The 23,028-nt window shown below is 54.1% G+C and carries 19 protein-coding genes and 1 riboswitch; of the genes, 9 read left to right on the top strand and 10 right to left on the bottom strand.

Annotation, left to right across the window (positions count from 1 at the left end; all coding sequences use genetic code 11):
* The first annotated feature begins 221 nt into the window (after positions 1 to 221).
* From secE to dcuB, 9 genes are all read left to right on the top strand, one after another.
* On the top strand, positions 222 to 605 hold the full coding sequence (secE, locus tag K7H21_RS26575; protein WP_004097638.1) for a preprotein translocase subunit SecE: 384 nt from the start codon (positions 222 to 224) through the stop codon (positions 603 to 605).
* Position 606: 1 nt separating this feature from the next.
* The gene (nusG, locus tag K7H21_RS26570) at positions 607 to 1,152 is read left to right on the top strand and encodes a transcription termination/antitermination protein NusG (protein ID WP_002438628.1); all 546 of its coding nucleotides are present in this window, start codon (positions 607 to 609) and stop codon (positions 1,150 to 1,152) included.
* A gap of 153 nt (positions 1,153 to 1,305) precedes the next feature.
* Positions 1,306 to 1,734, top strand: coding sequence for a 50S ribosomal protein L11 (rplK, locus tag K7H21_RS26565; protein WP_004097640.1), 429 nt, complete (start codon positions 1,306 to 1,308; stop codon positions 1,732 to 1,734).
* Between the two features lie 3 nt (positions 1,735 to 1,737).
* Positions 1,738 to 2,442 (top strand): 50S ribosomal protein L1, encoded by a 705-nt coding sequence (rplA, locus tag K7H21_RS26560; RefSeq protein ID WP_004097642.1) that lies wholly within the window; start codon positions 1,738 to 1,740, stop codon positions 2,440 to 2,442.
* Positions 2,443 to 2,857: 415 nt separating this feature from the next.
* On the top strand, positions 2,858 to 3,355 hold the full coding sequence (gene rplJ, locus K7H21_RS26555) for a 50S ribosomal protein L10 (protein WP_004097644.1): 498 nt from the start codon (positions 2,858 to 2,860) through the stop codon (positions 3,353 to 3,355).
* A gap of 66 nt (positions 3,356 to 3,421) precedes the next feature.
* Entirely contained in the window at positions 3,422 to 3,787 is a 366-nt protein-coding gene (rplL, locus tag K7H21_RS26550) for a 50S ribosomal protein L7/L12 (RefSeq protein WP_004097645.1), read from the top strand.
* 325 nt (positions 3,788 to 4,112) lie between these two features.
* Positions 4,113 to 8,141 carry a DNA-directed RNA polymerase subunit beta gene (rpoB, locus tag K7H21_RS26545; protein ID WP_004127579.1) on the top strand — a complete coding sequence of 1,343 codons (4,029 nt, stop codon included), beginning with the start codon at positions 4,113 to 4,115 and terminating at the stop codon, positions 8,139 to 8,141.
* Between the two features lie 76 nt (positions 8,142 to 8,217).
* Positions 8,218 to 12,441 (top strand): DNA-directed RNA polymerase subunit beta', encoded by a 4,224-nt coding sequence (gene rpoC, locus K7H21_RS26540; protein WP_004127580.1) that lies wholly within the window; start codon positions 8,218 to 8,220, stop codon positions 12,439 to 12,441.
* Positions 12,442 to 12,848: 407 nt separating this feature from the next.
* Positions 12,849 to 14,189, top strand: coding sequence for an anaerobic C4-dicarboxylate transporter DcuB (gene dcuB / locus K7H21_RS26535; RefSeq protein WP_004127583.1), 1,341 nt, complete (start codon positions 12,849 to 12,851; stop codon positions 14,187 to 14,189).
* Between the two features lie 35 nt (positions 14,190 to 14,224).
* On the opposite strand, the gene K7H21_RS26530 is transcribed toward dcuB, so the two are convergent.
* From K7H21_RS26530 to K7H21_RS26485, 10 genes are all read right to left on the bottom strand, one after another.
* Positions 14,225 to 14,542 carry a PTS lactose/cellobiose transporter subunit IIA gene (locus tag K7H21_RS26530; protein WP_004097651.1) on the bottom strand — a complete coding sequence of 106 codons (318 nt, stop codon included), beginning with the start codon at positions 14,540 to 14,542 and terminating at the stop codon, positions 14,225 to 14,227.
* 3 nt (positions 14,543 to 14,545) lie between these two features.
* A complete protein-coding gene (locus K7H21_RS26525; RefSeq protein WP_009652762.1) occupies positions 14,546 to 14,806 on the bottom strand; it encodes a PTS sugar transporter subunit IIB in 261 nt (86 codons plus the stop codon).
* Positions 14,807 to 15,023: 217 nt separating this feature from the next.
* Positions 15,024 to 16,556: a sensor domain-containing diguanylate cyclase gene (locus tag K7H21_RS26520; RefSeq protein WP_004127586.1), complete on the bottom strand. Its 1,533-nt coding sequence runs from the start codon at positions 16,554 to 16,556 to the stop codon at positions 15,024 to 15,026.
* 318 nt (positions 16,557 to 16,874) lie between these two features.
* The gene (gene thiH / locus K7H21_RS26515) at positions 16,875 to 18,008 is read right to left on the bottom strand and encodes a 2-iminoacetate synthase ThiH (protein WP_142446441.1); all 1,134 of its coding nucleotides are present in this window, start codon (positions 18,006 to 18,008) and stop codon (positions 16,875 to 16,877) included.
* A complete protein-coding gene (thiG, locus tag K7H21_RS26510) occupies positions 18,005 to 18,775 on the bottom strand; it encodes a thiazole synthase (protein ID WP_004127590.1) in 771 nt (256 codons plus the stop codon). Before thiG ends, thiH begins: the two co-directional genes overlap by 4 nt.
* A 1-nt stretch (position 18,776) precedes the next feature.
* Entirely contained in the window at positions 18,777 to 18,977 is a 201-nt protein-coding gene (gene thiS, locus K7H21_RS26505) for a sulfur carrier protein ThiS (RefSeq protein WP_004127593.1), read from the bottom strand.
* Positions 18,961 to 19,716, bottom strand: coding sequence for a thiazole biosynthesis adenylyltransferase ThiF (gene thiF, locus K7H21_RS26500; RefSeq protein ID WP_004127595.1), 756 nt, complete (start codon positions 19,714 to 19,716; stop codon positions 18,961 to 18,963). The genes thiS and thiF overlap by 17 nt, the downstream gene beginning before the upstream one ends.
* Positions 19,709 to 20,344: a thiamine phosphate synthase gene (gene thiE / locus K7H21_RS26495; protein WP_049115698.1), complete on the bottom strand. Its 636-nt coding sequence runs from the start codon at positions 20,342 to 20,344 to the stop codon at positions 19,709 to 19,711. The genes thiF and thiE overlap by 8 nt, the downstream gene beginning before the upstream one ends.
* Positions 20,344 to 22,239: a phosphomethylpyrimidine synthase ThiC gene (thiC, locus tag K7H21_RS26490; RefSeq protein WP_004127600.1), complete on the bottom strand. Its 1,896-nt coding sequence runs from the start codon at positions 22,237 to 22,239 to the stop codon at positions 20,344 to 20,346. The genes thiE and thiC overlap by 1 nt, the downstream gene beginning before the upstream one ends.
* Positions 22,240 to 22,324: 85 nt before the next feature.
* Positions 22,325 to 22,438: riboswitch (TPP riboswitch) on the bottom strand.
* Positions 22,439 to 22,492: 54 nt separating this feature from the next.
* Complete coding sequence (locus K7H21_RS26485; protein ID WP_004127603.1) at positions 22,493 to 22,990, bottom strand: Rsd/AlgQ family anti-sigma factor; 498 nt, start codon at positions 22,988 to 22,990, stop codon at positions 22,493 to 22,495.
* Between the last annotated feature and the right edge of the window lie 38 nt (positions 22,991 to 23,028).

The raw sequence follows: 23,028 nt of genomic DNA, 5'->3' as shown, positions 1-23,028 counted from the left end.
ATTTGACGCAATGCGCAATAAAAGGGCATCATTTGATGCCCTTTTTGCACGCTTTCACACCAGAACCTGGCTCATCAGTGATTTTTTGGGTCATAATCATTGCTGAGACAGGCTCTGAAGAGGGCGTTAAGTCCGAAACGCAGCAGAGCATTTCGGTTTGGTCGCCTCGCATTTCATGCGGGGTGAAGTTATTTGTCTGAATTCTTGTGACAGGTTGGTTTATGAGTGCGAATACCGAAGCTCAAGGGAGCGGGCGCGGCCTCGAAGCGATGAAGTGGACAATCGTAGTCGTGCTGCTGGTTGTGGCCATCGTCGGCAACTTCCTTTATCGTGACATTATGCTGGCAGTGCGTGCGCTGGCTGTAGTGATTCTGATCGCTGCAGCGGGCGGTGTCGCGCTGTTAACGACAAAAGGTAAGGCGACAGTCGCCTTCGCTCGTGAAGCGAGAACCGAAGTCCGCAAGGTGATCTGGCCGACTCGGCAGGAAACGTTGCATACCACGCTGATTGTTGCCGCAGTGACTGCCGTAATGTCACTGATCCTGTGGGGACTGGATGGTATTCTGGTTCGCCTGGTATCCTTTATCACTGGCCTGAGGTTCTGAGATGTCTGAAGCACCTAAAAAGCGTTGGTACGTCGTTCAGGCGTTTTCCGGTTTTGAAGGCCGCGTAGCGACTTCGCTACGTGAGCACATCAAATTACATAACATGGAAGAGCTGTTTGGCGAAGTCATGGTGCCGACCGAAGAAGTGGTCGAAATCCGTGGCGGCCAGCGTCGTAAAAGCGAACGCAAATTCTTCCCGGGCTACGTGCTGGTCCAGATGGTGATGAATGACGCGAGCTGGCACCTGGTGCGCAGCGTACCGCGTGTAATGGGTTTCATCGGCGGTACGTCTGACCGTCCGGCACCGATCAGCGACAAAGAAGTCGACGCGATCATGAACCGCCTGCAGCAGGTTGGCGATAAGCCGCGGCCGAAGACGCTGTTTGAGCCGGGTGAAATGGTTCGCGTTAGCGACGGTCCGTTTGCCGACTTTAACGGCGTTGTTGAAGAAGTGGACTACGAGAAGTCTCGTCTGAAAGTGTCCGTTTCTATCTTCGGTCGTGCGACGCCGGTTGAGCTGGACTTTGCTCAGGTAGAAAAAGCCTAACAGCCGATCAAAAAAGCAACGATTTAATCGTTGCATGAGGCGCGAAATTGGCATACAATTTCGCGCCTTTTGTTTTTATGGGTCTGATTCCCATAAAGCGATATTTATCACGGGGAGCCTTTTCAGGCGCTACACCCAAACGAGGAAATTTACATGGCTAAGAAAGTACAAGCCTATGTCAAGCTGCAGGTTGCAGCTGGTATGGCAAACCCGAGTCCGCCGGTTGGTCCAGCACTGGGTCAGCAGGGTGTGAACATCATGGAATTCTGCAAAGCGTTCAACGCAAAAACTGAATCCCTGGAAAAAGGTCTGCCAATCCCGGTTGTTATCACCGTTTACGCTGACCGTTCTTTCACCTTCGTTACCAAAACTCCGCCGGCAGCAGTTCTGCTGAAAAAAGCGGCTGGTATCAAGTCTGGTTCCGGTAAACCGAACAAAGACAAAGTAGGTAAAATTTCCCGCGCTCAGCTGCAGGAAATCGCGCAGACCAAAGCTGCCGACATGACTGGTTCCGACATTGAAGCGATGACTCGCTCCATTGAAGGTACTGCACGTTCCATGGGCCTGGTAGTGGAGGACTAAGAAATGGCTAAACTGACCAAGCGCATGTCCGTGATTCGTGACAAAGTTGATGCGACCAAGCAGTACGACATCAACGAAGCCATCTCTCTGCTGAAAGAACTGGCTACTGCTAAGTTCGTTGAAAGCGTTGATGTTGCCGTTAACCTCGGCATCGACGCTCGTAAATCTGACCAGAACGTCCGTGGCGCGACCGTACTGCCGCACGGTACTGGCCGTTCAGTTCGCGTAGCCGTATTTGCCCAGGGCCCGAACGCTGAAGCAGCTAAAGCTGCTGGCGCAGAGCTGGTAGGTATGGAAGATCTGGCTGACCAGATCAAAAAAGGCGAAATGAACTTTGACGTTGTTATTGCTTCCCCGGATGCAATGCGCGTTGTTGGCCAGCTGGGCCAGGTTCTGGGTCCGCGCGGCCTGATGCCAAACCCGAAAGTTGGTACTGTAACGCCGAACGTTGCTGAAGCGGTTAAGAACGCTAAAGCAGGTCAGGTTCGTTACCGTAACGACAAAAACGGCATCATTCACACCACCATCGGTAAAGTGGATTTTGACGCTGATAAACTGAAAGAAAACCTGGAAGCTCTGCTGGTTGCGCTGAAAAAAGCGAAACCGACTCAGGCTAAAGGTGTGTACATCAAGAAAATCAGCATCTCCACCACCATGGGTGCTGGCGTTGCCGTTGATCAGGCTGGTCTGAGCGCTTCTGCGAACTAAGATTAGCTTTACGTGGGCGGTGAATTTGTCTACAATCTTACCCCCACGTATTCTGCTTATAGCAGACGTATAGCCGACATATTCAGGCTGTGGCAAGGCGACAACTGAGTGAATCGCCTGGAGCATAGTTAACTATGTGACCGGTGTGAACGAAGGCAGTCAACGCCGCCACAGATTGAATAGCGACGGATAGACAAGATTTGTTCGTTGGAGCCTGGCCTATCCAGGCCTCCGTCGAAGACCGCAGGTGTCTCGTAAGAGACTTAATGCCCTGCGTAGACGGTGACAGAACGCTAAGATTATTTTTGGATACTCTGGCTTGTTTCTGCTCACCGTATTAAGACGCTCTTCTCTTTGAGTCGAGTGAAGTGAGTTCCGGAGCATGAGCTCTGGCAAACATCCAGGAGCAAAGCTAATGGCTTTAAATCTTCAAGACAAACAAGCGATTGTTGCTGAAGTCAGCGAAGTAGCCAAAGGCGCGCTGTCTGCAGTAGTTGCGGATTCCCGTGGCGTGACTGTAGACAAAATGACTGAACTGCGTAAAGCAGGTCGTGAAGCTGGCGTATACATGCGTGTTGTTCGTAACACCCTGCTGCGCCGCGTCGTTGAAGGTACTCCTTTCGAGTGCCTGAAAGACACGTTTGTTGGTCCGACCCTGATTGCATACTCTATGGAACACCCGGGCGCTGCCGCTCGTCTGTTTAAAGAGTTCGCGAAAGCGAATGCAAAATTTGAGGTCAAAGCCGCAGCCTTTGAAGGTGAGCTGATCCCGGCGTCGCAAATCGACCGCCTGGCAACTCTGCCGACCTACGAAGAAGCAATTGCACGCCTGATGGCAACCATGAAAGAAGCTTCGGCTGGCAAACTGGTTCGCACTCTGGCTGCTGTACGCGATGCGAAAGAAGCTGCTTAATCGCAGTTGTCTTTGTAAAGCATTCGCTTACGTATAAACTTATTCTGATATTCAGGAACAATTTAAATGTCTATCACTAAAGATCAAATCATTGAAGCAGTATCCGCTATGTCCGTAATGGACGTTGTTGAGCTGATCTCTGCAATGGAAGAAAAATTCGGTGTTTCCGCTGCTGCTGCTGTAGCTGTAGCTGCTGGCCCGGTTGAAGCTGCTGAAGAAAAAACTGAATTCGACGTAATTCTGAAAGGTATCGGCGCTAACAAAGTTGCCGTTATCAAAGCAGTACGTGGCGCAACTGGTCTGGGTCTGAAAGAAGCTAAAGACCTGGTAGAATCTGCTCCGGCCGCTCTGAAAGAAGGCGTGAGCAAAGATGACGCTGAAGCACTGAAAAAATCTCTGGAAGAAGCTGGCGCTGAAGTTGAAGTTAAATAAGCCAACCTTTCCGGTTGCAGCCTGAAAAATCAGGCTGATGGCTGGTGACTTTTTAGTCACCAGCCTTTTTGCGCTGTAAGGCGCCAGTAGAATTTCACACTGTTTGACTGCTGGTTGTCCTGACAATGCTTGTTTCTATAGACGACTTAATATACTGCGACAGGTTAGGGCTCCTGAGCTGTGTAAATCGCAATGAAATGGTTTAAGCGTGATAGAAACAGGTATTGCGGAAAGTGTTCCATTTTCCGGTCAACAAAATAGTGTTGCATAAAAAACTGCCTTATGTGGGCAGATGGGTCGACTTGTCAGCGAGCTGAGGAACCCTATGGTTTACTCCTATACCGAGAAAAAACGTATTCGTAAGGATTTTGGTAAACGTCCGCAGGTTCTGGACATACCTTATCTCCTTTCTATCCAGCTTGACTCGTTTCAGAAGTTCATCGAGCAAGATCCTGAAGGGCAGTATGGTCTGGAAGCAGCTTTCCGTTCCGTATTCCCGATTAAAAGCTACAGCGGTAACTCCGAGCTGCAGTACGTCAGCTACCGTCTGGGCGAACCGGTTTTTGACGTTAAAGAATGTCAGATCCGTGGCGTGACCTACTCGGCACCGCTGCGCGTCAAACTGCGTCTGGTGATCTACGAGCGCGAAGCGCCGGAAGGCACCGTTAAAGACATTAAAGAACAAGAAGTCTACATGGGCGAAATTCCGCTCATGACCGACAACGGTACCTTCGTTATTAACGGTACCGAGCGCGTTATCGTTTCTCAGCTGCACCGTAGCCCGGGCGTCTTCTTTGACAGTGACAAAGGTAAGACCCACTCTTCCGGTAAGGTCCTGTATAACGCACGTATCATTCCTTACCGCGGCTCCTGGCTGGACTTCGAGTTCGACCCGAAAGACAACCTGTTTGTCCGTATTGACCGTCGTCGTAAGCTGCCGGCTACCATCATCCTGCGCGCGCTGAATTACACCACTGAGCAGATCCTTGACCTGTTCTTCGAGAAAGTGGTTTTTGAAATTCGCGATAATAAGCTGCAGATGGAGCTGGTTCCGGAGCGTCTGCGCGGCGAAACCGCCTCCTTCGACATCGAAGCTAACGGTAAAGTGTACGTTGAGAAAGGGCGTCGCATCACCGCACGTCACATTCGCCAGCTGGAAAAAGACGATATCAAACATATCGAAGTTCCGGTTGAGTACATTGCGGGCAAGGTTGCCTCTAAAGACTATATCGACGAATCTACTGGCGAGCTGATCTGCCCGGCGAACATGGAGCTGAGCCTGGATCTGCTGGCCAAGCTGAGCCAGTCTGGCCATAAGCGTATCGAAACGTTGTTCACCAACGATCTGGATCACGGTCCGTACATGTCCGAGACTGTACGTGTCGACCCGACCAACGATCGTCTGAGCGCGCTGGTAGAAATCTACCGCATGATGCGTCCTGGTGAGCCGCCGACTCGCGAAGCGGCTGAAAGCCTGTTCGAGAACCTGTTCTTCTCTGAAGACCGCTACGATCTGTCCGCGGTAGGTCGTATGAAGTTCAACCGTTCTCTGCTGCGCGACGAAATCGAAGGTTCCGGTATCCTGAGCAAAGAAGACATCATCGAAGTGATGAAGAAGCTCATCGATATCCGTAACGGTAAAGGCGAAGTCGATGATATCGACCACCTCGGAAACCGTCGTATTCGTTCCGTGGGTGAAATGGCGGAAAACCAGTTCCGCGTTGGCCTGGTACGTGTAGAGCGTGCGGTGAAAGAGCGTCTGTCTCTGGGCGATCTGGATACCCTGATGCCTCAGGATATGATCAACGCCAAGCCGATTTCTGCGGCAGTGAAAGAGTTCTTTGGTTCCAGCCAGCTGTCTCAGTTTATGGACCAGAACAACCCGCTGTCTGAGATTACGCACAAACGCCGTATCTCCGCACTCGGCCCAGGCGGTCTGACCCGTGAACGCGCAGGCTTTGAAGTTCGAGACGTACACCCGACTCACTATGGTCGCGTATGTCCAATCGAAACCCCTGAAGGTCCGAACATCGGTCTGATCAACTCCCTGTCCGTGTACGCACAGACTAACGAATATGGCTTCCTTGAGACGCCGTATCGTAAAGTGACTGACGGTGTTGTAACCGACGAAATTCATTACCTGTCTGCTATCGAAGAAGGCAACTACGTTATCGCTCAGGCGAACTCCAACCTCGATGACGAAGGCCACTTTGTAGAAGATCTGGTTACCTGCCGTAGTAAAGGCGAATCCAGCTTGTTCAGCCGCGATCAGGTTGACTACATGGACGTTTCCACCCAGCAGGTGGTTTCTGTCGGTGCGTCCCTGATCCCGTTCCTGGAACACGATGACGCCAACCGTGCATTGATGGGTGCGAACATGCAACGTCAGGCCGTTCCAACTCTGCGCGCTGATAAGCCGCTGGTTGGTACCGGTATGGAACGTGCTGTTGCCGTTGACTCCGGTGTAACTGCGGTTGCTAAGCGTGGCGGTACCGTTCAGTACGTGGATGCATCCCGTATCGTTATCAAAGTTAACGAAGACGAGATGTACCCGGGCGAAGCAGGTATCGACATCTATAACCTGACCAAGTACACCCGTTCTAACCAGAACACCTGCATCAACCAGATGCCGTGCGTGTCTCTGGGTGAGCCAATTGAGCGCGGCGACGTGCTGGCTGACGGCCCGTCCACCGACCTCGGTGAGCTGGCACTCGGTCAGAACATGCGCGTAGCGTTCATGCCGTGGAACGGTTACAACTTCGAAGACTCCATCCTCGTTTCCGAGCGTGTTGTCCAGGAAGACCGTTTTACCACCATCCACATTCAGGAACTGGCGTGCGTGTCTCGTGACACCAAGCTGGGGCCGGAAGAGATCACTGCCGACATCCCGAACGTGGGTGAAGCTGCGCTCTCCAAACTGGATGAATCCGGTATCGTTTATATCGGCGCGGAAGTAACCGGCGGCGATATTCTGGTTGGTAAGGTGACGCCGAAGGGTGAAACCCAGCTGACGCCGGAAGAGAAACTGCTGCGTGCGATCTTCGGTGAGAAAGCGTCTGACGTTAAAGACTCTTCCCTGCGCGTGCCTAACGGTGTCTCCGGTACCATTATCGACGTTCAGGTCTTTACCCGTGACGGCGTAGAAAAAGACAAGCGTGCGCTGGAAATCGAAGAGATGCAGCTCAAACAGGCTAAAAAAGACCTGTCTGAAGAACTGCAGATCCTCGAAGCTGGCCTGTTTGGTCGTATCTACGCGGTGCTGGTTTCCGGCGGTATCGAAGCTGAGAAGCTCGACAAGCTGCCGCGCGATCGCTGGCTGGAACTGGGCCTGACCGACGAAGAGAAACAGAATCAGCTGGAACAGCTGGCTGAGCAGTACGACGAACTGAAACACGAGTTCGAGAAAAAACTCGAAGCGAAACGCCGCAAAATCACTCAGGGCGACGATCTGGCACCGGGCGTGCTGAAGATTGTTAAAGTGTATCTGGCCGTTAAACGTCAGATTCAGCCTGGTGACAAAATGGCAGGTCGTCACGGTAACAAGGGTGTTATCTCTAAGATCAACCCGATCGAAGATATGCCTTACGATGAAAACGGCACGCCGGTAGACATCGTACTGAACCCGCTGGGCGTACCGTCTCGTATGAACATCGGTCAGATCCTGGAAACTCACCTGGGTATGGCTGCGAAAGGCATTGGCGAGAAAATCAACGCCATGCTGAAACAGCAGCAGGAAGTCGCCAAACTGCGCGAGTTCATCCAGCGTGCCTACGATCTGGGTACCGACGTTCGTCAGAAGGTAGATCTGAATACCTTCACTGACGAAGAAGTTATGCGTCTCGCTGAAAACCTGAAAAAAGGTATGCCGATCGCAACGCCGGTCTTCGACGGTGCGAAAGAGTCTGAAATCAAGGAACTGTTACAGCTTGGTGGCCTGCCGACTTCCGGCCAGATCACCCTGTTCGACGGTCGTACCGGTGAGCAATTCGAGCGCCAGGTTACCGTTGGCTACATGTACATGCTGAAACTGAACCACCTGGTTGATGACAAAATGCATGCGCGTTCTACCGGTTCTTACAGCCTGGTTACTCAGCAGCCGCTGGGTGGTAAGGCGCAGTTCGGTGGTCAGCGCTTCGGGGAGATGGAAGTGTGGGCGCTGGAAGCATATGGCGCAGCATACACCCTGCAGGAAATGCTCACCGTTAAGTCTGATGACGTGAACGGCCGTACTAAGATGTATAAAAACATCGTAGACGGCAACCATCAGATGGAACCGGGCATGCCGGAATCCTTCAACGTTCTGTTGAAAGAGATTCGCTCGCTGGGCATCAACATCGAACTGGAAGACGAGTAACTCTCGCTCAAACAGGTCACTGGTGCCGGGGTAAGACCCGGCGCCAGATTGTGCTAACTCCGACGGGAGCAAATCCGTGAAAGACTTATTAAAGTTTCTGAAAGCGCAAACTAAAACCGAAGAGTTTGATGCGATCAAAATTGCTCTGGCATCGCCAGACATGATCCGTTCATGGTCTTTTGGTGAAGTTAAAAAGCCGGAAACCATTAACTACCGTACGTTCAAACCTGAACGTGACGGCCTTTTCTGTGCGCGTATTTTCGGGCCAGTAAAAGATTACGAGTGCCTGTGCGGTAAGTACAAGCGCCTGAAACACCGCGGTGTGATCTGTGAGAAGTGCGGCGTTGAAGTGACCCAGACTAAAGTGCGCCGTGAGCGTATGGGCCACATCGAGCTGGCGTCTCCGACCGCCCACATTTGGTTCCTGAAGTCTCTGCCGTCCCGTATCGGCCTGCTGCTCGATATGCCGCTGCGCGATATCGAACGCGTGCTGTACTTCGAATCCTATGTGGTTATCGAAGGCGGTATGACCAACCTGGAACGCCAGCAGATCCTGACTGAAGAGCAGTATCTGGATGCGCTGGAAGAGTTCGGTGACGAATTCGACGCGAAGATGGGTGCGGAAGCAATTCAGGCCCTGCTGAAGAGCATGGATCTGGAGCAAGAGTGTGAAACTCTGCGCGAAGAGCTGAACGAAACCAACTCCGAAACCAAGCGTAAGAAGCTGACCAAGCGTATCAAGCTGCTGGAAGCGTTCGTCCAGTCTGGCAACAAGCCGGAGTGGATGATCCTGACAGTTCTGCCGGTACTGCCGCCAGATCTGCGTCCGCTGGTTCCGCTGGATGGCGGTCGTTTTGCGACTTCTGACCTGAACGATCTGTATCGTCGCGTCATTAACCGTAACAACCGTCTGAAACGTCTGCTGGATCTGGCCGCGCCGGACATCATCGTACGCAACGAAAAACGTATGCTGCAGGAAGCGGTTGACGCCCTGCTGGATAACGGTCGTCGCGGTCGTGCGATCACCGGTTCTAACAAACGTCCTCTTAAATCTTTGGCCGATATGATCAAAGGTAAGCAGGGTCGTTTCCGTCAGAACCTGCTCGGTAAGCGCGTTGACTACTCCGGTCGTTCTGTAATCACCGTAGGTCCATACCTGCGTCTGCATCAGTGCGGTCTGCCGAAGAAAATGGCGCTGGAGCTGTTCAAACCGTTTATTTACGGCAAGCTGGAACTGCGTGGCCTCGCCACCACCATCAAAGCCGCTAAGAAAATGGTTGAGCGCGAAGAAGCTGTCGTTTGGGATATCCTGGACGAAGTCATCCGCGAACACCCGGTACTGCTGAACCGTGCACCAACTCTGCACCGTCTGGGTATCCAGGCATTTGAACCGGTGCTGATCGAAGGTAAAGCTATCCAGCTGCACCCGCTGGTTTGTGCGGCATACAACGCCGACTTCGATGGTGACCAGATGGCTGTTCACGTACCGCTGACGCTGGAAGCCCAGCTCGAAGCGCGTGCGCTGATGATGTCTACTAACAACATCCTGTCTCCGGCGAACGGCGAGCCTATCATCGTTCCGTCTCAGGACGTTGTTCTGGGTCTGTACTACATGACCCGTGACTGTGTTAACGCCAAAGGCGAAGGCATGGTGCTGACTGGCCCGAAAGAAGCTGAGCGTATTTACCGCGCTGGCCTGGCCTCTCTGCATGCGCGCGTTAAAGTGCGTATTACCGAATACGAAAAAGATGAAAACGGCGAATTCGTTGCGAAAACCAGCCTGAAAGATACGACCGTTGGTCGTGCCATTCTGTGGATGATCGTACCGAAAGGTCTGCCTTTCTCCATCGTCAACCAGGCGCTGGGTAAGAAAGCCATCTCCAAGATGCTGAACACCTGCTACCGTATTCTGGGCCTGAAACCGACCGTTATTTTTGCGGACCAGACGATGTACACCGGCTTTGCTTATGCAGCGCGCTCAGGTGCATCCGTTGGTATCGATGACATGGTCATCCCGGAGAAAAAATACGAGATCATCAGCGAAGCAGAAGCGGAAGTTGCTGAGATTCAGGAGCAGTTCCAGTCTGGTCTGGTGACCGCTGGCGAACGCTACAACAAAGTTATCGATATCTGGGCCGCGGCGAACGATCGTGTATCCAAAGCGATGATGGACAACCTGCAAACTGAAACCGTTATTAACCGTAACGGCGAAGAAGAGCAGCAGGTCTCCTTCAACAGCATCTACATGATGGCCGACTCCGGTGCGCGTGGTTCTGCTGCTCAGATTCGTCAGCTTGCCGGTATGCGTGGTCTGATGGCGAAGCCGGATGGCTCCATCATCGAAACGCCAATCACCGCGAACTTCCGTGAAGGTCTGAACGTACTCCAGTACTTCATCTCCACGCACGGTGCGCGTAAAGGTCTGGCGGATACCGCACTGAAAACGGCGAACTCCGGTTACCTGACTCGTCGTCTGGTTGACGTCGCGCAGGACCTGGTGGTGACTGAAGATGACTGCGGCACTCTGGAAGGCATCACCATGACCCCGGTTATCGAGGGTGGCGATGTTAAAGAGCCGCTGCGCGATCGCGTTCTGGGTCGTGTGACCGCTGAAGACGTTCTGAAGCCGGGTACGGCGGACATTCTGGTTCCACGCAATACGCTGCTGCACGAGCACTGGTGCGATCTGCTGGAAGAGAACTCCGTTGACTCCGTCAAGGTACGTTCCGTTGTATCCTGCGACACCGACTTTGGTGTATGTGCACACTGCTACGGTCGTGACCTGGCGCGTGGCCACATCATCAACAAAGGTGAGGCTATCGGCGTTATCGCGGCACAGTCCATCGGTGAGCCGGGTACACAGCTGACGATGCGTACGTTCCACATCGGTGGTGCGGCATCTCGTGCGGCTGCTGAATCCAGCATTCAGGTGAAAAACAAAGGTAGCATCCGTCTGAGCAATGCGAAGTCGGTTGTGAACTCCAGCGGCAAACTGGTTATTACTTCCCGTAATACCGAGCTGAAGCTGATCGACGAATTCGGTCGTACCAAAGAGAGCTATAAAGTGCCTTACGGCTCCGTTATGGCGAAAGGTGATGGCGAGCAGGTTGCCGGCGGTGAAACCGTAGCAAACTGGGATCCGCACACCATGCCGGTTATCACGGAAGTGAGTGGTTTCGTCCGCTTCACTGACATGATTGACGGCCAGACCATTACTCGTCAAACCGACGAGCTGACCGGTCTGTCTTCTCTGGTGGTTCTGGACTCTGCAGAGCGTACCACTGGCGGTAAAGACCTGCGTCCGGCGTTGAAAATCGTTGATGCTCAGGGCAATGACGTTCTGATCCCTGGCACCGATATGCCTGCGCAGTACTTCCTGCCGGGTAAAGCGATTGTTCAGCTGGAAGATGGCGTACAGATCAGCTCTGGTGACACCCTGGCGCGTGTACCGCAGGAATCCGGCGGTACCAAGGACATCACCGGTGGTCTGCCGCGCGTTGCCGACCTGTTCGAAGCACGTCGTCCGAAAGAGCCGGCAATCCTGGCTGAAATCAGCGGCATCATTTCCTTCGGTAAAGAAACCAAAGGGAAACGTCGTCTGGTTATCACCCCGGTAGACGGTAGCGATCCGTACGAAGAGATGATACCTAAGTGGCGTCAGCTCAACGTGTTCGAAGGTGAACGTGTAGAACGTGGTGACGTGGTTTCCGACGGTCCGGAAGCGCCGCACGACATTCTGCGTCTGCGTGGTGTGCATGCTGTGACGCGTTACATTGTTAACGAAGTCCAGGACGTATACCGTCTGCAGGGCGTTAAGATTAACGATAAGCACATCGAAGTTATCGTTCGTCAGATGCTGCGTAAAGCGACCATTGAAAGCGCCGGTAGCTCCGACTTCCTGGAAGGCGAACAGGTTGAATACTCTCGCGTTAAGATTGCAAACCGCGATCTGGAAGCGAACGGCAAAGTGGGGGCAACATTCGCCCGCGATCTGCTGGGTATCACCAAAGCGTCTCTGGCAACCGAATCGTTCATCTCTGCCGCATCGTTCCAGGAGACCACGCGTGTCCTGACCGAAGCAGCCGTTGCGGGTAAACGCGACGAACTGCGCGGCCTGAAAGAGAACGTTATCGTGGGTCGTCTGATCCCGGCCGGTACCGGTTATGCGTACCACCAGGATCGTATGCGCCGTCGCGCAGCGGGCGAGCTGCCTGCAGCGCCGCAGGTAAGCGTGGAAGAAGCGTCTGCCAACCTGGCAGAACTGCTGAACGCCGGTCTGGGCGGTTCTGACAACGATTAATCGTTGATTCGCTAAGCGCTCAAAAAGCCAGTCAGGTAACCTGACTGGCTTTTTTATTGCCTGTCAGTTTATTATCGTTATTTCTGTCATCTACTTTTTGATTACATTTTATTGATATATTTGCTGCAATTAATTAGCAAATGTAAGCATCTGCCGTAATTATTTATTTTCTTTTCTGATTTTCATCATTCATTAATGGGTGAAAATTCTACACGTATCAAAAAATAAGCGCCGCAAACGCTATATAGTCAAAAAACTAAAATAATCATGTGATTACTTTCCCTGTTCTTTTCGGTTTACCGCAGCCGAGGGGATTGTTACGCCCGTCAAAAAGGCGATGGAGGAGGTGAAAAAATAAAAAAGCGGAGAGTATTGTCGTTATTTAATGGATAGCTTCTGGGGGATGTATGGAATTTGCTATACAACTTATCATTATCTTAATTTGTCTGTTCTATGGCGCGAAAAAGGGCGGCATTGCGCTCGGCCTTTTAGGCGGAATTGGGTTAGTCATCCTGGTCTTTGTTTTTCACCTGAAGCCTGGAAAACCGCCCGTCGATGTCATGCTGGTGATTATCGCCGTCGTGGCCGCATCGGCGACGCTGCAGGCCTCCGGTGGGTTAGACGTGATGCTGCAGATTGCCGAGAAGCTCCTGCGGCGAAACCCGAAATATGTCTCGATCGTCGCGCCGTTCGTCACCTGTACGCTGACGATTCTTTGCGGCACGGGGCACGTGGTATATACCATCCTGCCGATTATTTATGATGTCGCCATCAAAAATAACATCCGTCCGGAGCGACCTATGGCCGCCAGCTCGATCGGCGCGCAGATGGGGATTATCGCCAGCCCGGTTTCCGTGGCAGTCGTCTCGCTGGTGGCGATGCTTGGCAATTTTACCTTTAACGGTAAGCACCTTGAGTTTCTCGATCTGCTGGCAATAACCATTCCGTCTACGCTGCTGGGGATTTTGGCCATTGGTATCTTCAGTTGGTTTCGCGGCAAAGATCTCGATAAAGACCCGGAGTTCCAGGCCTTTATCGCGGTGCCGGAAAACCGCCACTACGTTTATGGCGACACGGCCACTTTGCTGGATAAGAAGCTTCCGACCAGTAACTGGATCGCGATGTGGATTTTTCTGGCCTCCATCGCGGTTGTCGCCCTGCTCGGCGCCTTCTCCGAACTGCGTCCGGCATTCGACGGTAAGCCGCTGTCGATGGTACTGGTAATCCAGATGTTTATGCTGCTCTCCGGGGCGCTCATCATCATTATTACGAAAACCAATCCGGCTTCGATCTCCAAAAATGAGGTGTTTCGTTCCGGGATGATCGCTATCGTTGCCGTATACGGCATCGCGTGGATGGCGGAAACGATGTTCGGCGCGCACATGACCGAGATTAAAGGCGTGCTCGGTGAGATGGTGAAGGAGTACCCGTGGGCCTACGCTATCGTTTTGCTGCTGGTATCGAAGTTTGTTAACTCCCAGGCGGCTGCGCTGGCGGCGATCGTCCCGGTGGCATTGGCGATTGGCGTCGACCCGGCCTACATCGTCGCTTCCGCGCCCGCCTGCTACGGTTATTATATTCTGCCGACCTACCCAAGCGATTTGGCGGCGATTCAATTCGATCGCTCAGGTACCACGCATATCGGCCGCTTTGTGATTAACCATAGTTTTATTCTCCCCGGACTTATTGGCGTCAGCGTTTCTTGCGTCTTTGGCTGGGTGTTTGCGGCAATGTACGGATTTCTTTAAGAGGATTCAGGCGCCGATAGCGGCGCCTGTTGACGTTATTGTGCGAGCGGAATTCGGCGATAGAGTTCAATCATGTCGGTTGCCAGATCCTGAATGACCATCGCGTTCATCAGGTGATCCTGGGAGTGCACGGTGATCAGGTTAACCGGAAGCTTACCGCTGCCTTCGTCCATGCCGATAAGCTGGGTCTGGATTTTATGCGCATGCTTGACGAATTCGTGGGATTCCGCCATCGCCTGTTCGGCGGCGGCAAAATCGCCTTTACGCGCCAGCTGCAGAGCGGTTAAAGCCGAGCTGCGCGCTGAACCGGCGTTAACCAGAAGCTCCATGATGATCGTTTCTAAATCTTCCATTTCTTACTCCATCAACTTCAGGGCTTTATCAAGCACGGCATCGCCTTTCATCATACCGTAATCCATCATATCGATAACGGCGACTTTTTTCCCAAAAGGGTCGGCCATAGCCTGTAGCTTGGCTTGCTCATATTTCACCTGAGGACCGAGCAGGATAATATCGGCAGCCGCAAGATTATCTTTAAATTCGGCAACCGGTACGGCTTTGATCGAGACTTCCACGCCTTTTTGTTGCGCAGCGGCCTGCATTCGTTGAACCAGCATGCTGGTGGACATACCTGCGGCACAGCATAAAACGATATTCTTCATAGTTGATGGCCCTTATGTTCCTTGATGTACCATCTTTATCGCGGGCTGGCGGGTGGGACAACCGCTTTACGGTGATTGTGTGTAAGTCATCACAAAATAATGAAACCGGTTTCGGATTTAGGGTTGAAAACGATAAAAGCCCGCTCCGCCGGGCCTATAGTAGCGTGCTCTCTTAGGTGCGGACGATACGATTCTTGCCCTGCTGCTTGGCTTTATAAAGCGCTTCATCAACGCGCACGACAAGCTGCTCCAGGGGCTCCATATTCCATTCGCCCAGGCCCGCGCTAAAGGTGACCGTCAATCCTTCTTCACGCCAGGAGCGCTGCGCAACGCTGGCTCGCCAGCTTTCCAGCAACATCAGAGCGTTATCGATATGTCCGCCGGAAAATATCACCGCAAACTCTTCGCCGCCGTAGCGGTAAAGTGAAATTTGCAGGGGCTGAAGGATTTGCAGTCCTTCCCGGGCGACGTTGCGCAGCACAATATCGCCGTTGAGGTGGCCCCAGGTGTCGTTTATCGTTTTGAAGTTATCAATATCAACCAGCGCAAGAGAGAAGGGATGATGATCGTTCATCAGCGCGGCGATATCGCTGTCGAAGGCGCGTCGGTTCTTGCAGCCGGTTAGCGCGTCGATGGTCGCCTGGCGAACGTAGGTTAACTCGCGCTGCTTATTGCTCTCGATGGCTTTGCTGAGCATCGCTTCCAACCGCGGGGCACGCTGAACATCCCCGGTTTTAATCGCATTGATGATGTTCATCAACACCGTACGAGAAGCATGGCGTAAATACAGGCCAAACAGCACAATGACGATCGCGGCCAGGGCAAAGCTCCAGGCGACGATATCGGTTTCATGGCGCGTTAAGTTGACCAGCGTCGCGTTATCGACCCGATAAATAACAAACCAGTCGGGGTTGGTAAAGGAGTAATAATAGTACCAGGTGTCCGTATCGGTATCGTAAAGCTGGCCTTCGCCGCTGGTCATTCTGTCCATCAAGGCTTCACTGACGTAAGGTTTAAACAAAGCGCCAGGATCGGGATGGAGAACGACTTTACCATCGCGTTGCACCACAAAAAACTCCCCCTGGACCGGAGCGACCATTTGCCGTAACGCATAGCCCATTGAAGTGAGATCGAGATGAAAAGCGAGGCTGCCCTTCAGTCGCCCTTCCGGGGAAATAATGGGTTTATAGAGGGTAATGGTCGGATGATGTGTGAAGTAGTCGTTGTACGGGCTGGTATACAGACTAAAGGTACTGGCTTCCGCTTGCTTAATAAACCACGGCCTTGTTTTGGCATCGAAGGACTGGCTGTCTTCGGTTTTCAGAACCTCGGGCGCGCGCAGATAGTGCCCATTGGTATCCGCCAGCGAGATGGACGAAACGGTCTGCATCATATTTTGCAACTGCATGAGCTGCATCAACCCTTTTTCAGGATTGACGTTAACCGCCTCATTCAGCGCATCATTGCGGGCAAAGAAAGTGGCGGCACGGGTGAGGATAAAGTCGTTGCCCTGCAGCAGCGTCTCCGTGTAGTTGGTCGCCATATTGTGGGTAAAATTGCGGTTAATATGATGATAATCTTCGAGAAAATCTTTCCTCTGCGTCATTGTGGCAAACACCGCGATGAGCAAGAAGCTGAGTAAAATACCCGCAAACCCGATGACGATCGGCGTGGTGAAAGAGAGCTTTCTATTATGACGAGCCATGAGTCGTAAATCGTTCCAGAAGCGTTAAACCGTGGGTGAAGACGCAGGTTTAGCCAGCATGCCTGCTGAGCGAATCAGATAAAACACTGGTAATTATAACTCTGACGTTGTGATATGGACTGATTAATATTCGATATTAATGGAATTACCCTTGCGGCGCAGAGATGGAGCAGGGCGAAATGAGGAAAAGCTATTATTCGCCCTGGACAGCATCCGTTGCTGACGAGGGCAGAATAGAGAAACGGAAATATAACCACAATCTTCCGTTTCTCTTATTACGATCGTGCACGAAGAACATTTAAGAAATGACATTCTTCATCATGACGAGTGGGAAGCGCGTCCCAGCCAGCTATCCCAATCCTTCCATACCGGCTGCAGCCCGCTGCCCACCAGCGCGCGGGCGACCTCTTCCGGGCGACGGTCATCATGAGGCGCAAACTGCTCCAGCTCAGGATGGTTATCGGCATACCCGCCTGGCTGGGTTTTCGAAAATGCGCTGACGTTGTTGATGGCCAGCGGGATCACCCGATCGCGGAACCAGGGAGATTCGCGGGTGGAGAGCGAGAGCTCCACTTCCGGGGCCAGCAGGCGGAAAGCGCAGATGGTCTGCACCAGCTGTCGTTCATCCATTAACGAGGCGGGCTCGATTCCCCCGGCGCAAGGACGCAGCCGCGGAAAGGAGATGGAGTAGCGGCTTCGCCAGTAGTGTTGCTGGAGCCACAGCAGATGTTCCGCCACCATAAAGCAATCCACCCGCCAGCTGTCGGAGAGGCCAATTAATGCGCCAAGGCCAATTTTATCAATCCCCGCCTGTCCGAGCCTGTCCGGCGTATCCAGCCGCCAGAAGAAGTCCTGCTTTTTCCCTTTCAGATGATGTTTCGCATACATACTTTCATGATAGGTCTCCTGATAGACCATTACCCCGTCCAGGCCGAGGGTTTTCAGCTCGGCGTACTCTTCCATCGCCAGCGGCTGGACCTCCATCTGCAGCGAGGCGAACTGGCGGCGAATCGTGGGCAGATGTTGACGAAAATAGTCCATACCGACTTTGCCCTGATGTTCGCCGGTGACCAGCAGGAGATGCTCAAAGCCCATTGCGCGGATCGCCGTGCATTCGCGGGCAATTTCCGCCTCATCCAGGGTCTTGCGCTTGATGCGGTTACTCATGGAGAAACCGCAGTAGGTACAGTCGTTGGCGCACAGATTCGAGAGATACAGCGGGACATAAAAGCTGACGGTATTGCCAAAACGCTGGCGAGTCAGGCGCTGGGCGCGCTGGGCCAGAGGCTCCAGATAATCCGCGGCGGCGGGCGAGAGCAGGGCCATCATATCATCGCGGCTAAGTTGTTTGGCCGCCAGGGCGCGTTCAACGTCGGCAGGAGTTTTCCCGTTGATACGCAGGCGAATGTCGTCCCAGTCCAGCTGCCGCCAACGGTCAGTGAAGGTGTTCATACCCGCGCCTCCAGAAAGCCGGTCAGCGGGCTGGTGGCCTGCGCCTGCGCGCTGCGCGCGCCCGGACCAGCCTGCCGCGCCAGCAATCCGGCATCAATCGCTAAGCGGAAGGCGCGGGCCATGGTTACCGGATCGTCGGCCACGGCGATAGCGGTATTCACCAGTACCGCGTCAGCGCCCATTTCCAGCGCCTGCGCCGCGTGGCTCGGTACACCTATACCCGCATCAACGACCACCGGGACCGTGGCCTGTTCGATAATAATTTCCAGCATCGCTTTGGTTTCCAGTCCCTGATTAGAGCCGATTGGTGCGCCGAGCGGCATCACCGCCGCGCAGCCCGCCTCTTCCAGACGTTTGCACAGCACCGGATCGGCTCCGCAGTAGGGCAGCACCACGAAACCTTCCCGTACCAGAATTTCTGCCGCTTTCAGCGTTTCAATCGGGTCGGGGAGCAGCCAGCGGGCGTCCGGGTGAATTTCCAGTTTCAGCCAGTGGGTACCCAGCGCTTCACGCGCCAGACGGGCGGCAAAGACGGCTTCTTCCGCCGTTTTGGCGCCGGAGGTGTTGGGCAGCAGGCAAACGCCAGCCGCCAACAGCGGCGCGAGGATCGCGTCATTATGCTGACGAAGATCGACGCGCTTCATCGCCAGCGTCACCAGCTGGCTGCCGGAGGCGCGAATGGCCTCCACCATGACGTCGGGGGCGGCGAATTTACCGGTGCCGGTGAAAAGATGGGACTCAAACGTTTTATCCGCAATACGTAACATATCAGCCTCCAGCGATAACCTGAAAAAGCAGGATTTGGTCGCCTTCCTGCAAAAGATGATCTTCCCACCGTTCACGCGGCAGGATGCATTGATTGAGCGCCAGCGCGACGCCCGGCTGCTGCTGACCCAACTGAGTGAGCAGAGCGGCGACGGAGGTCGCTTCGGCGCACTGCAGCGGTTCATCGTTAAACCACACCTTCATGCTGCCCTCCACAGACCGGACAACCCTGAGCCCGCTGGAGCGCGAGAGTGCGCCAGCTACTGGTGCGGGCATCAAACAGGCGCAGCGCGTTACGCGGCGTGGCCATGCCGGCGAGCAGCTTAATGGCCTCCAGCGCCTGTAACGTACCCATCATGCCGACCACCGGGCCGATGATGCCCGCCGTACGGCAGTTGCGCTCAGGCTCGTTAGCGTCCGGCCACAGGCAGCGATAGCAGCCCTGGTCCCACGGCGGCGTCAGTACCATCAGCTGGCCCCCCAGCCCGACGGCGCTGGCGGTAATCAGCGGGGTTTGAAGCGCGATGCAGGCGGCATTGATCGCCTGTCGGGTTGCCATGTTATCGGTGCAATCCAGTACCACATCGGCCTTCGCCACTTCATCCTGTAGGGCCTCTCCGCCTAAACGCTGCTTAAGCGCAATCAGCGCAATCTGCGGATTTAGCTGAGCCAGCCGGGCCCTGGCGGCAGCGGCTTTGGACCGCGAGATATCCTCGCTGGTGAACAAAATTTGTCGCTGCAGGTTACTCACATGCACGTCGTCGTCGTCGACCAGTACCAGCGTGCCGACGCCGGCCCCGGCCAGGTAGAGCGCGGCGGGAGAGCCCAGCCCGCCAAGACCCACGATCAACACCCGGCTGGCCAACAGTTTTTGCTGGCCTTCAATGGCGATATCCTCCAGCAGCAGCTGGCGGCTATAGCGCATAAAATCGCTGTCATTCATCACCGGCTCCCGCTATCTCGAGCAGCCGAGCCGTTGCCTGTCGCCAGTCGGCCGCCTGAGTAATGGCGCTGACCACCGCAACGCTGCCGACGCCGGTCGCCAGTACCCCCGCGGCACGCTCAAGGCTGATGCCACCAATCGCCACGGTCGGATAATCGTCCAGACGCTGAATGTGCTGCGCGAGCTGCTCCAGTCCCTGCGGGGCGGAGGGCATCTGCTTGGTTTGCGTTGGAAAAACGTGCCCGAGGGCGATGTAAGAGGGACGAGCCGCCAGCGCGATATCAATTTCCATATCGTCGTGCGTGGAAACTCCCAGACGCAGCCCGGCGTTGCGGATGGCGCGGAGATCGGTGGTTTCCAGATCTTCCTGGCCTAAATGCACCCCGTAGGCCTGATGTTTGATGGCCAGACGCCAGTAATCATTAATAAACAGGCGCGCATCATACTTGCGCCCCAGCGCGATCGCGGCAACCACATCGTCTTCGACTTCGCTATCGTGTTTATCCTTGATACGCAGCTGGACAGTGCGAACGCCCGCATCCAGCAAGCGTTCGATCCACGCAACGCTATCAACGACCGGATAAAGCCCCAGGCGGAAAGGGACGGATGGAAAATCGGGTTGATACATCAGGCTTCCTCCTTACGTAGATAGATTTCACCGCCGCGGGCGCGAAAGTTATCCGACATATCGGCCATCCCCACTTCGATGGTTTGCGCGGCGGCATAGTCGCGAACTTCCTGGCTTATCTTCATTGAACAGAATTTAGGGCCGCACATGGAGCAGAAGTGGGCTACTTTGCCGGACTCCTGCGGCAGGGTTTCGTCGTGGTAAGCGCGAGCGGTGAACGGGTCGAGCGCCAGGTTGAACTGATCTTCCCAGCGGAACTCAAAGCGCGCTTTCGACATGGCGTTATCGCGGATCTGCGCGCCAGGATGGCCTTTGGCGAGGTCGGCGGCGTGGGCGGCAATTTTGTAGGTAATCAGGCCCTGCTTAACGTCTTCTTTATTCGGCAGGCCGAGGTGCTCTTTTGGCGTCACGTAGCAGAGCATCGCGCAGCCGAACCAGCCGATCATGGCGGCGCCAATACCCGAAGTGAAGTGGTCGTAGCCCGGCGCGATATCGGTGGTGAGCGGCCCTAAGGTGTAGAAAGGCGCTTCGTGGCAGTGCTCCAGCTCTTCGGTCATATTGCGCTGAATCATCTGCATCGGCACATGACCCGGGCCTTCGATCATCACCTGTACGTCATACTCCCAGGCGATTTGGGTCAGTTCGCCCAGGGTGTGCAGCTCGGCGAACTGCGCTTCATCGTTGGCATCCTGAATCGAACCGGGACGCAGGCCATCACCCAATGACAGCGAGACGTCATAGGCGGCGCAGATTTCGCAGATTTCGCGGAAATGCTGATAGAGAAAGTTCTCTTGATGATGGGATAAGCACCATTTCGCCATGATTGAGCCGCCGCGGGAGACGATGCCGGTCAGGCGCCTGGCAGTCATCGGCACGTAGCGCAGCAGTACGCCCGCGTGGATGGTAAAGTAGTCCACCCCTTGTTCAGCCTGCTCGAGCAGCGTATCGCGAAAGGCTTCCCAGGTAAGATCTTCGGCGATCCCGTTGACCTTCTCCAGCGCCTGGTAGATCGGCACCGTACCGATCGGTACCGGGCTATTACGCAAGATCCATTCGCGGGTCTCGTGAATATAGCGGCCGGTGGAAAGGTCCATCACCGTATCCGCTCCCCAGCGCGTCGACCACACCAGCTTCTCGACCTCTTCTTCAATCGATGAGGTAACCGCTGAATTGCCGATATTGGCGTTAACCTTCACGAGGAAGTTGCGGCCAATAATCATCGGTTCGGATTCTGGATGATTTATATTGGCCGGGATAATCGCGCGCCCGGCGGCGACTTCAGCGCGCACAAACTCCGGGGTGATATTCTCTGGCAGCCGCGCGCCAAACCCAACGCCCGGATGCTGCCGGCGCAACACTTCGCTACGAATACGCTCGCGGCCCATATTTTCGCGAATGGCGATGAACTCCATCTCCGGGGTGACAATCCCCTGCCGGGCGTAGTGCAGCTGAGTCACGCATTTCCCGACCATGGCGCGCCTGGGTGTGAGCAGGCCGGTAAAACGCAGCTCGTTGAGTCCATCATCCGCCAGCCGTTTTCTGGTATACGCCGAGCTGCGGTCGTTGAGTTCATCGCAATCGTGACGCGCATCAATCCACGGCTGACGCAGTTTTTTCAGACCCTGCTCAACGTTAATCGCGATGTTCGGATCGCCGTAGGGGCCAGAGGTGTCATAGACCGGAATCGCTTCATTCGCTTCATATTGCGGATTATCTTTGCTGCCGCCGATAAGGGTCGGGCTAAGCTGAATTTCGCGCATCGGGACGCGAATATCTTCCCGCGAACCGTGGATATAGATGCGCTGTGAATTGGGAAATGCGGTACCTTCCAGCGTGTCGATAAAGCGCTGGGCGTGTTCGCGTTGCTCTCGACGCGTGAGTTTTGTTGTAGACATAGCTCATTCCAGTTAAACAGGATATGGCTTGCCAGACGACGGATGGAGTAACAGATGCGATCGGCCCTGAAGAGGCTGACGCTAAACGCAGTTTACTCTTGTTCCCTTCGCAGGTATTAGCCTGATCAGGTTCCGCGGATCCCGAATAAACGGTCTCAGCCTTTTCCGGTGTGGAAAATGGGCACTCCGACAAGATGACATCCCCTCTCAGCGAGGGGGAATGTATGTAAACTACGCGTTAATGGTTCACAACTCAAGCGGTCGGCGCGATATTGTCGCTGACGTTATCTTTTTGACTGTGGGCGACGGCGAGGGCGATCAGGCTATCTTCCAGCGCAAAGCGCGCTTCCAGCGCTTCGCCGATATCCGACAGCGCCTGCTGGAACTCAAGGTAGTTATCGTGATCGATGGCATTTTCGAGGCAGGAGTCGTAATAATCCATGATCTGCTGGGTATTGGCCTGGAGCTGTGGATAAATCTTCGTGGCGGCTAAAAGTGGCGTATCGCCTTCCAATTCGCCGATAAAGCGTTCATAAATATTAAAATGGCCGGAGGAGAGGTAGTCCACCAGGCTTTGACAAAAATCATCCAGCGCTTTCTCATTAAGTCGCATAAATGATTCTTTGCCAGGCTTCAGGCCAACCAGGTTGTAGTAAGCCACAAGCAAATGCTTACGTACTTGTAGCCAGCGATCGACCAGTTTATTGCTGCCTCCAACACGTTCCGTCAGGTTTTCCAGCTGGTTTAACATGGTTGACTCCGCAAGGATTTAAGAGAAATACGTTGCTC

Source organism: Klebsiella sp. CTHL.F3a, from assembly GCF_019890895.1.
GTDB lineage: Bacteria > Pseudomonadota > Gammaproteobacteria > Enterobacterales > Enterobacteriaceae > Klebsiella > Klebsiella grimontii.
This window is presented reverse-complemented; position numbering and strand designations above follow the sequence as displayed.

What these genes read in the sequence shown, in the direction of transcription:
- rplA (WP_004097642.1), top strand. Translation starts at nt 1,738, where the DNA reads ATGGCTAAACTGACCAAGCGCATGTCCGTGATTCGTGACAAAGTTGAT.
- rplL (WP_004097645.1), top strand. Translation starts at nt 3,422, where the DNA reads ATGTCTATCACTAAAGATCAAATCATTGAAGCAGTATCCGCTATGTCC.
- thiF (WP_004127595.1), bottom strand. Translation starts at nt 19,716, where the DNA reads ATGAATGACAGCGATTTTATGCGCTATAGCCGCCAGCTGCTGCTGGAG.
- K7H21_RS26485 (WP_004127603.1), bottom strand. Translation starts at nt 22,990, where the DNA reads ATGTTAAACCAGCTGGAAAACCTGACGGAACGTGTTGGAGGCAGCAAT.
- nusG (WP_002438628.1), top strand. Translation starts at nt 607, where the DNA reads ATGTCTGAAGCACCTAAAAAGCGTTGGTACGTCGTTCAGGCGTTTTCC.
- thiS (WP_004127593.1), bottom strand. Translation starts at nt 18,977, where the DNA reads ATGAAGGTGTGGTTTAACGATGAACCGCTGCAGTGCGCCGAAGCGACC.
- thiG (WP_004127590.1), bottom strand. Translation starts at nt 18,775, where the DNA reads ATGTTACGTATTGCGGATAAAACGTTTGAGTCCCATCTTTTCACCGGC.
- K7H21_RS26520 (WP_004127586.1), bottom strand. Translation starts at nt 16,556, where the DNA reads ATGGCTCGTCATAATAGAAAGCTCTCTTTCACCACGCCGATCGTCATC.
- secE (WP_004097638.1), top strand. Translation starts at nt 222, where the DNA reads ATGAGTGCGAATACCGAAGCTCAAGGGAGCGGGCGCGGCCTCGAAGCG.
- thiH (WP_142446441.1), bottom strand. Translation starts at nt 18,008, where the DNA reads ATGAACACCTTCACTGACCGTTGGCGGCAGCTGGACTGGGACGACATT.
- rpoB (WP_004127579.1), top strand. Translation starts at nt 4,113, where the DNA reads ATGGTTTACTCCTATACCGAGAAAAAACGTATTCGTAAGGATTTTGGT.
- dcuB (WP_004127583.1), top strand. Translation starts at nt 12,849, where the DNA reads ATGGAATTTGCTATACAACTTATCATTATCTTAATTTGTCTGTTCTAT.
- K7H21_RS26525 (WP_009652762.1), bottom strand. Translation starts at nt 14,806, where the DNA reads ATGCTGGTTCAACGAATGCAGGCCGCTGCGCAACAAAAAGGCGTGGAA.
- thiC (WP_004127600.1), bottom strand. Translation starts at nt 22,239, where the DNA reads ATGTCTACAACAAAACTCACGCGTCGAGAGCAACGCGAACACGCCCAG.
- thiE (WP_049115698.1), bottom strand. Translation starts at nt 20,344, where the DNA reads ATGTATCAACCCGATTTTCCATCCGTCCCTTTCCGCCTGGGGCTTTAT.
- rplJ (WP_004097644.1), top strand. Translation starts at nt 2,858, where the DNA reads ATGGCTTTAAATCTTCAAGACAAACAAGCGATTGTTGCTGAAGTCAGC.
- rplK (WP_004097640.1), top strand. Translation starts at nt 1,306, where the DNA reads ATGGCTAAGAAAGTACAAGCCTATGTCAAGCTGCAGGTTGCAGCTGGT.
- K7H21_RS26530 (WP_004097651.1), bottom strand. Translation starts at nt 14,542, where the DNA reads ATGGAAGATTTAGAAACGATCATCATGGAGCTTCTGGTTAACGCCGGT.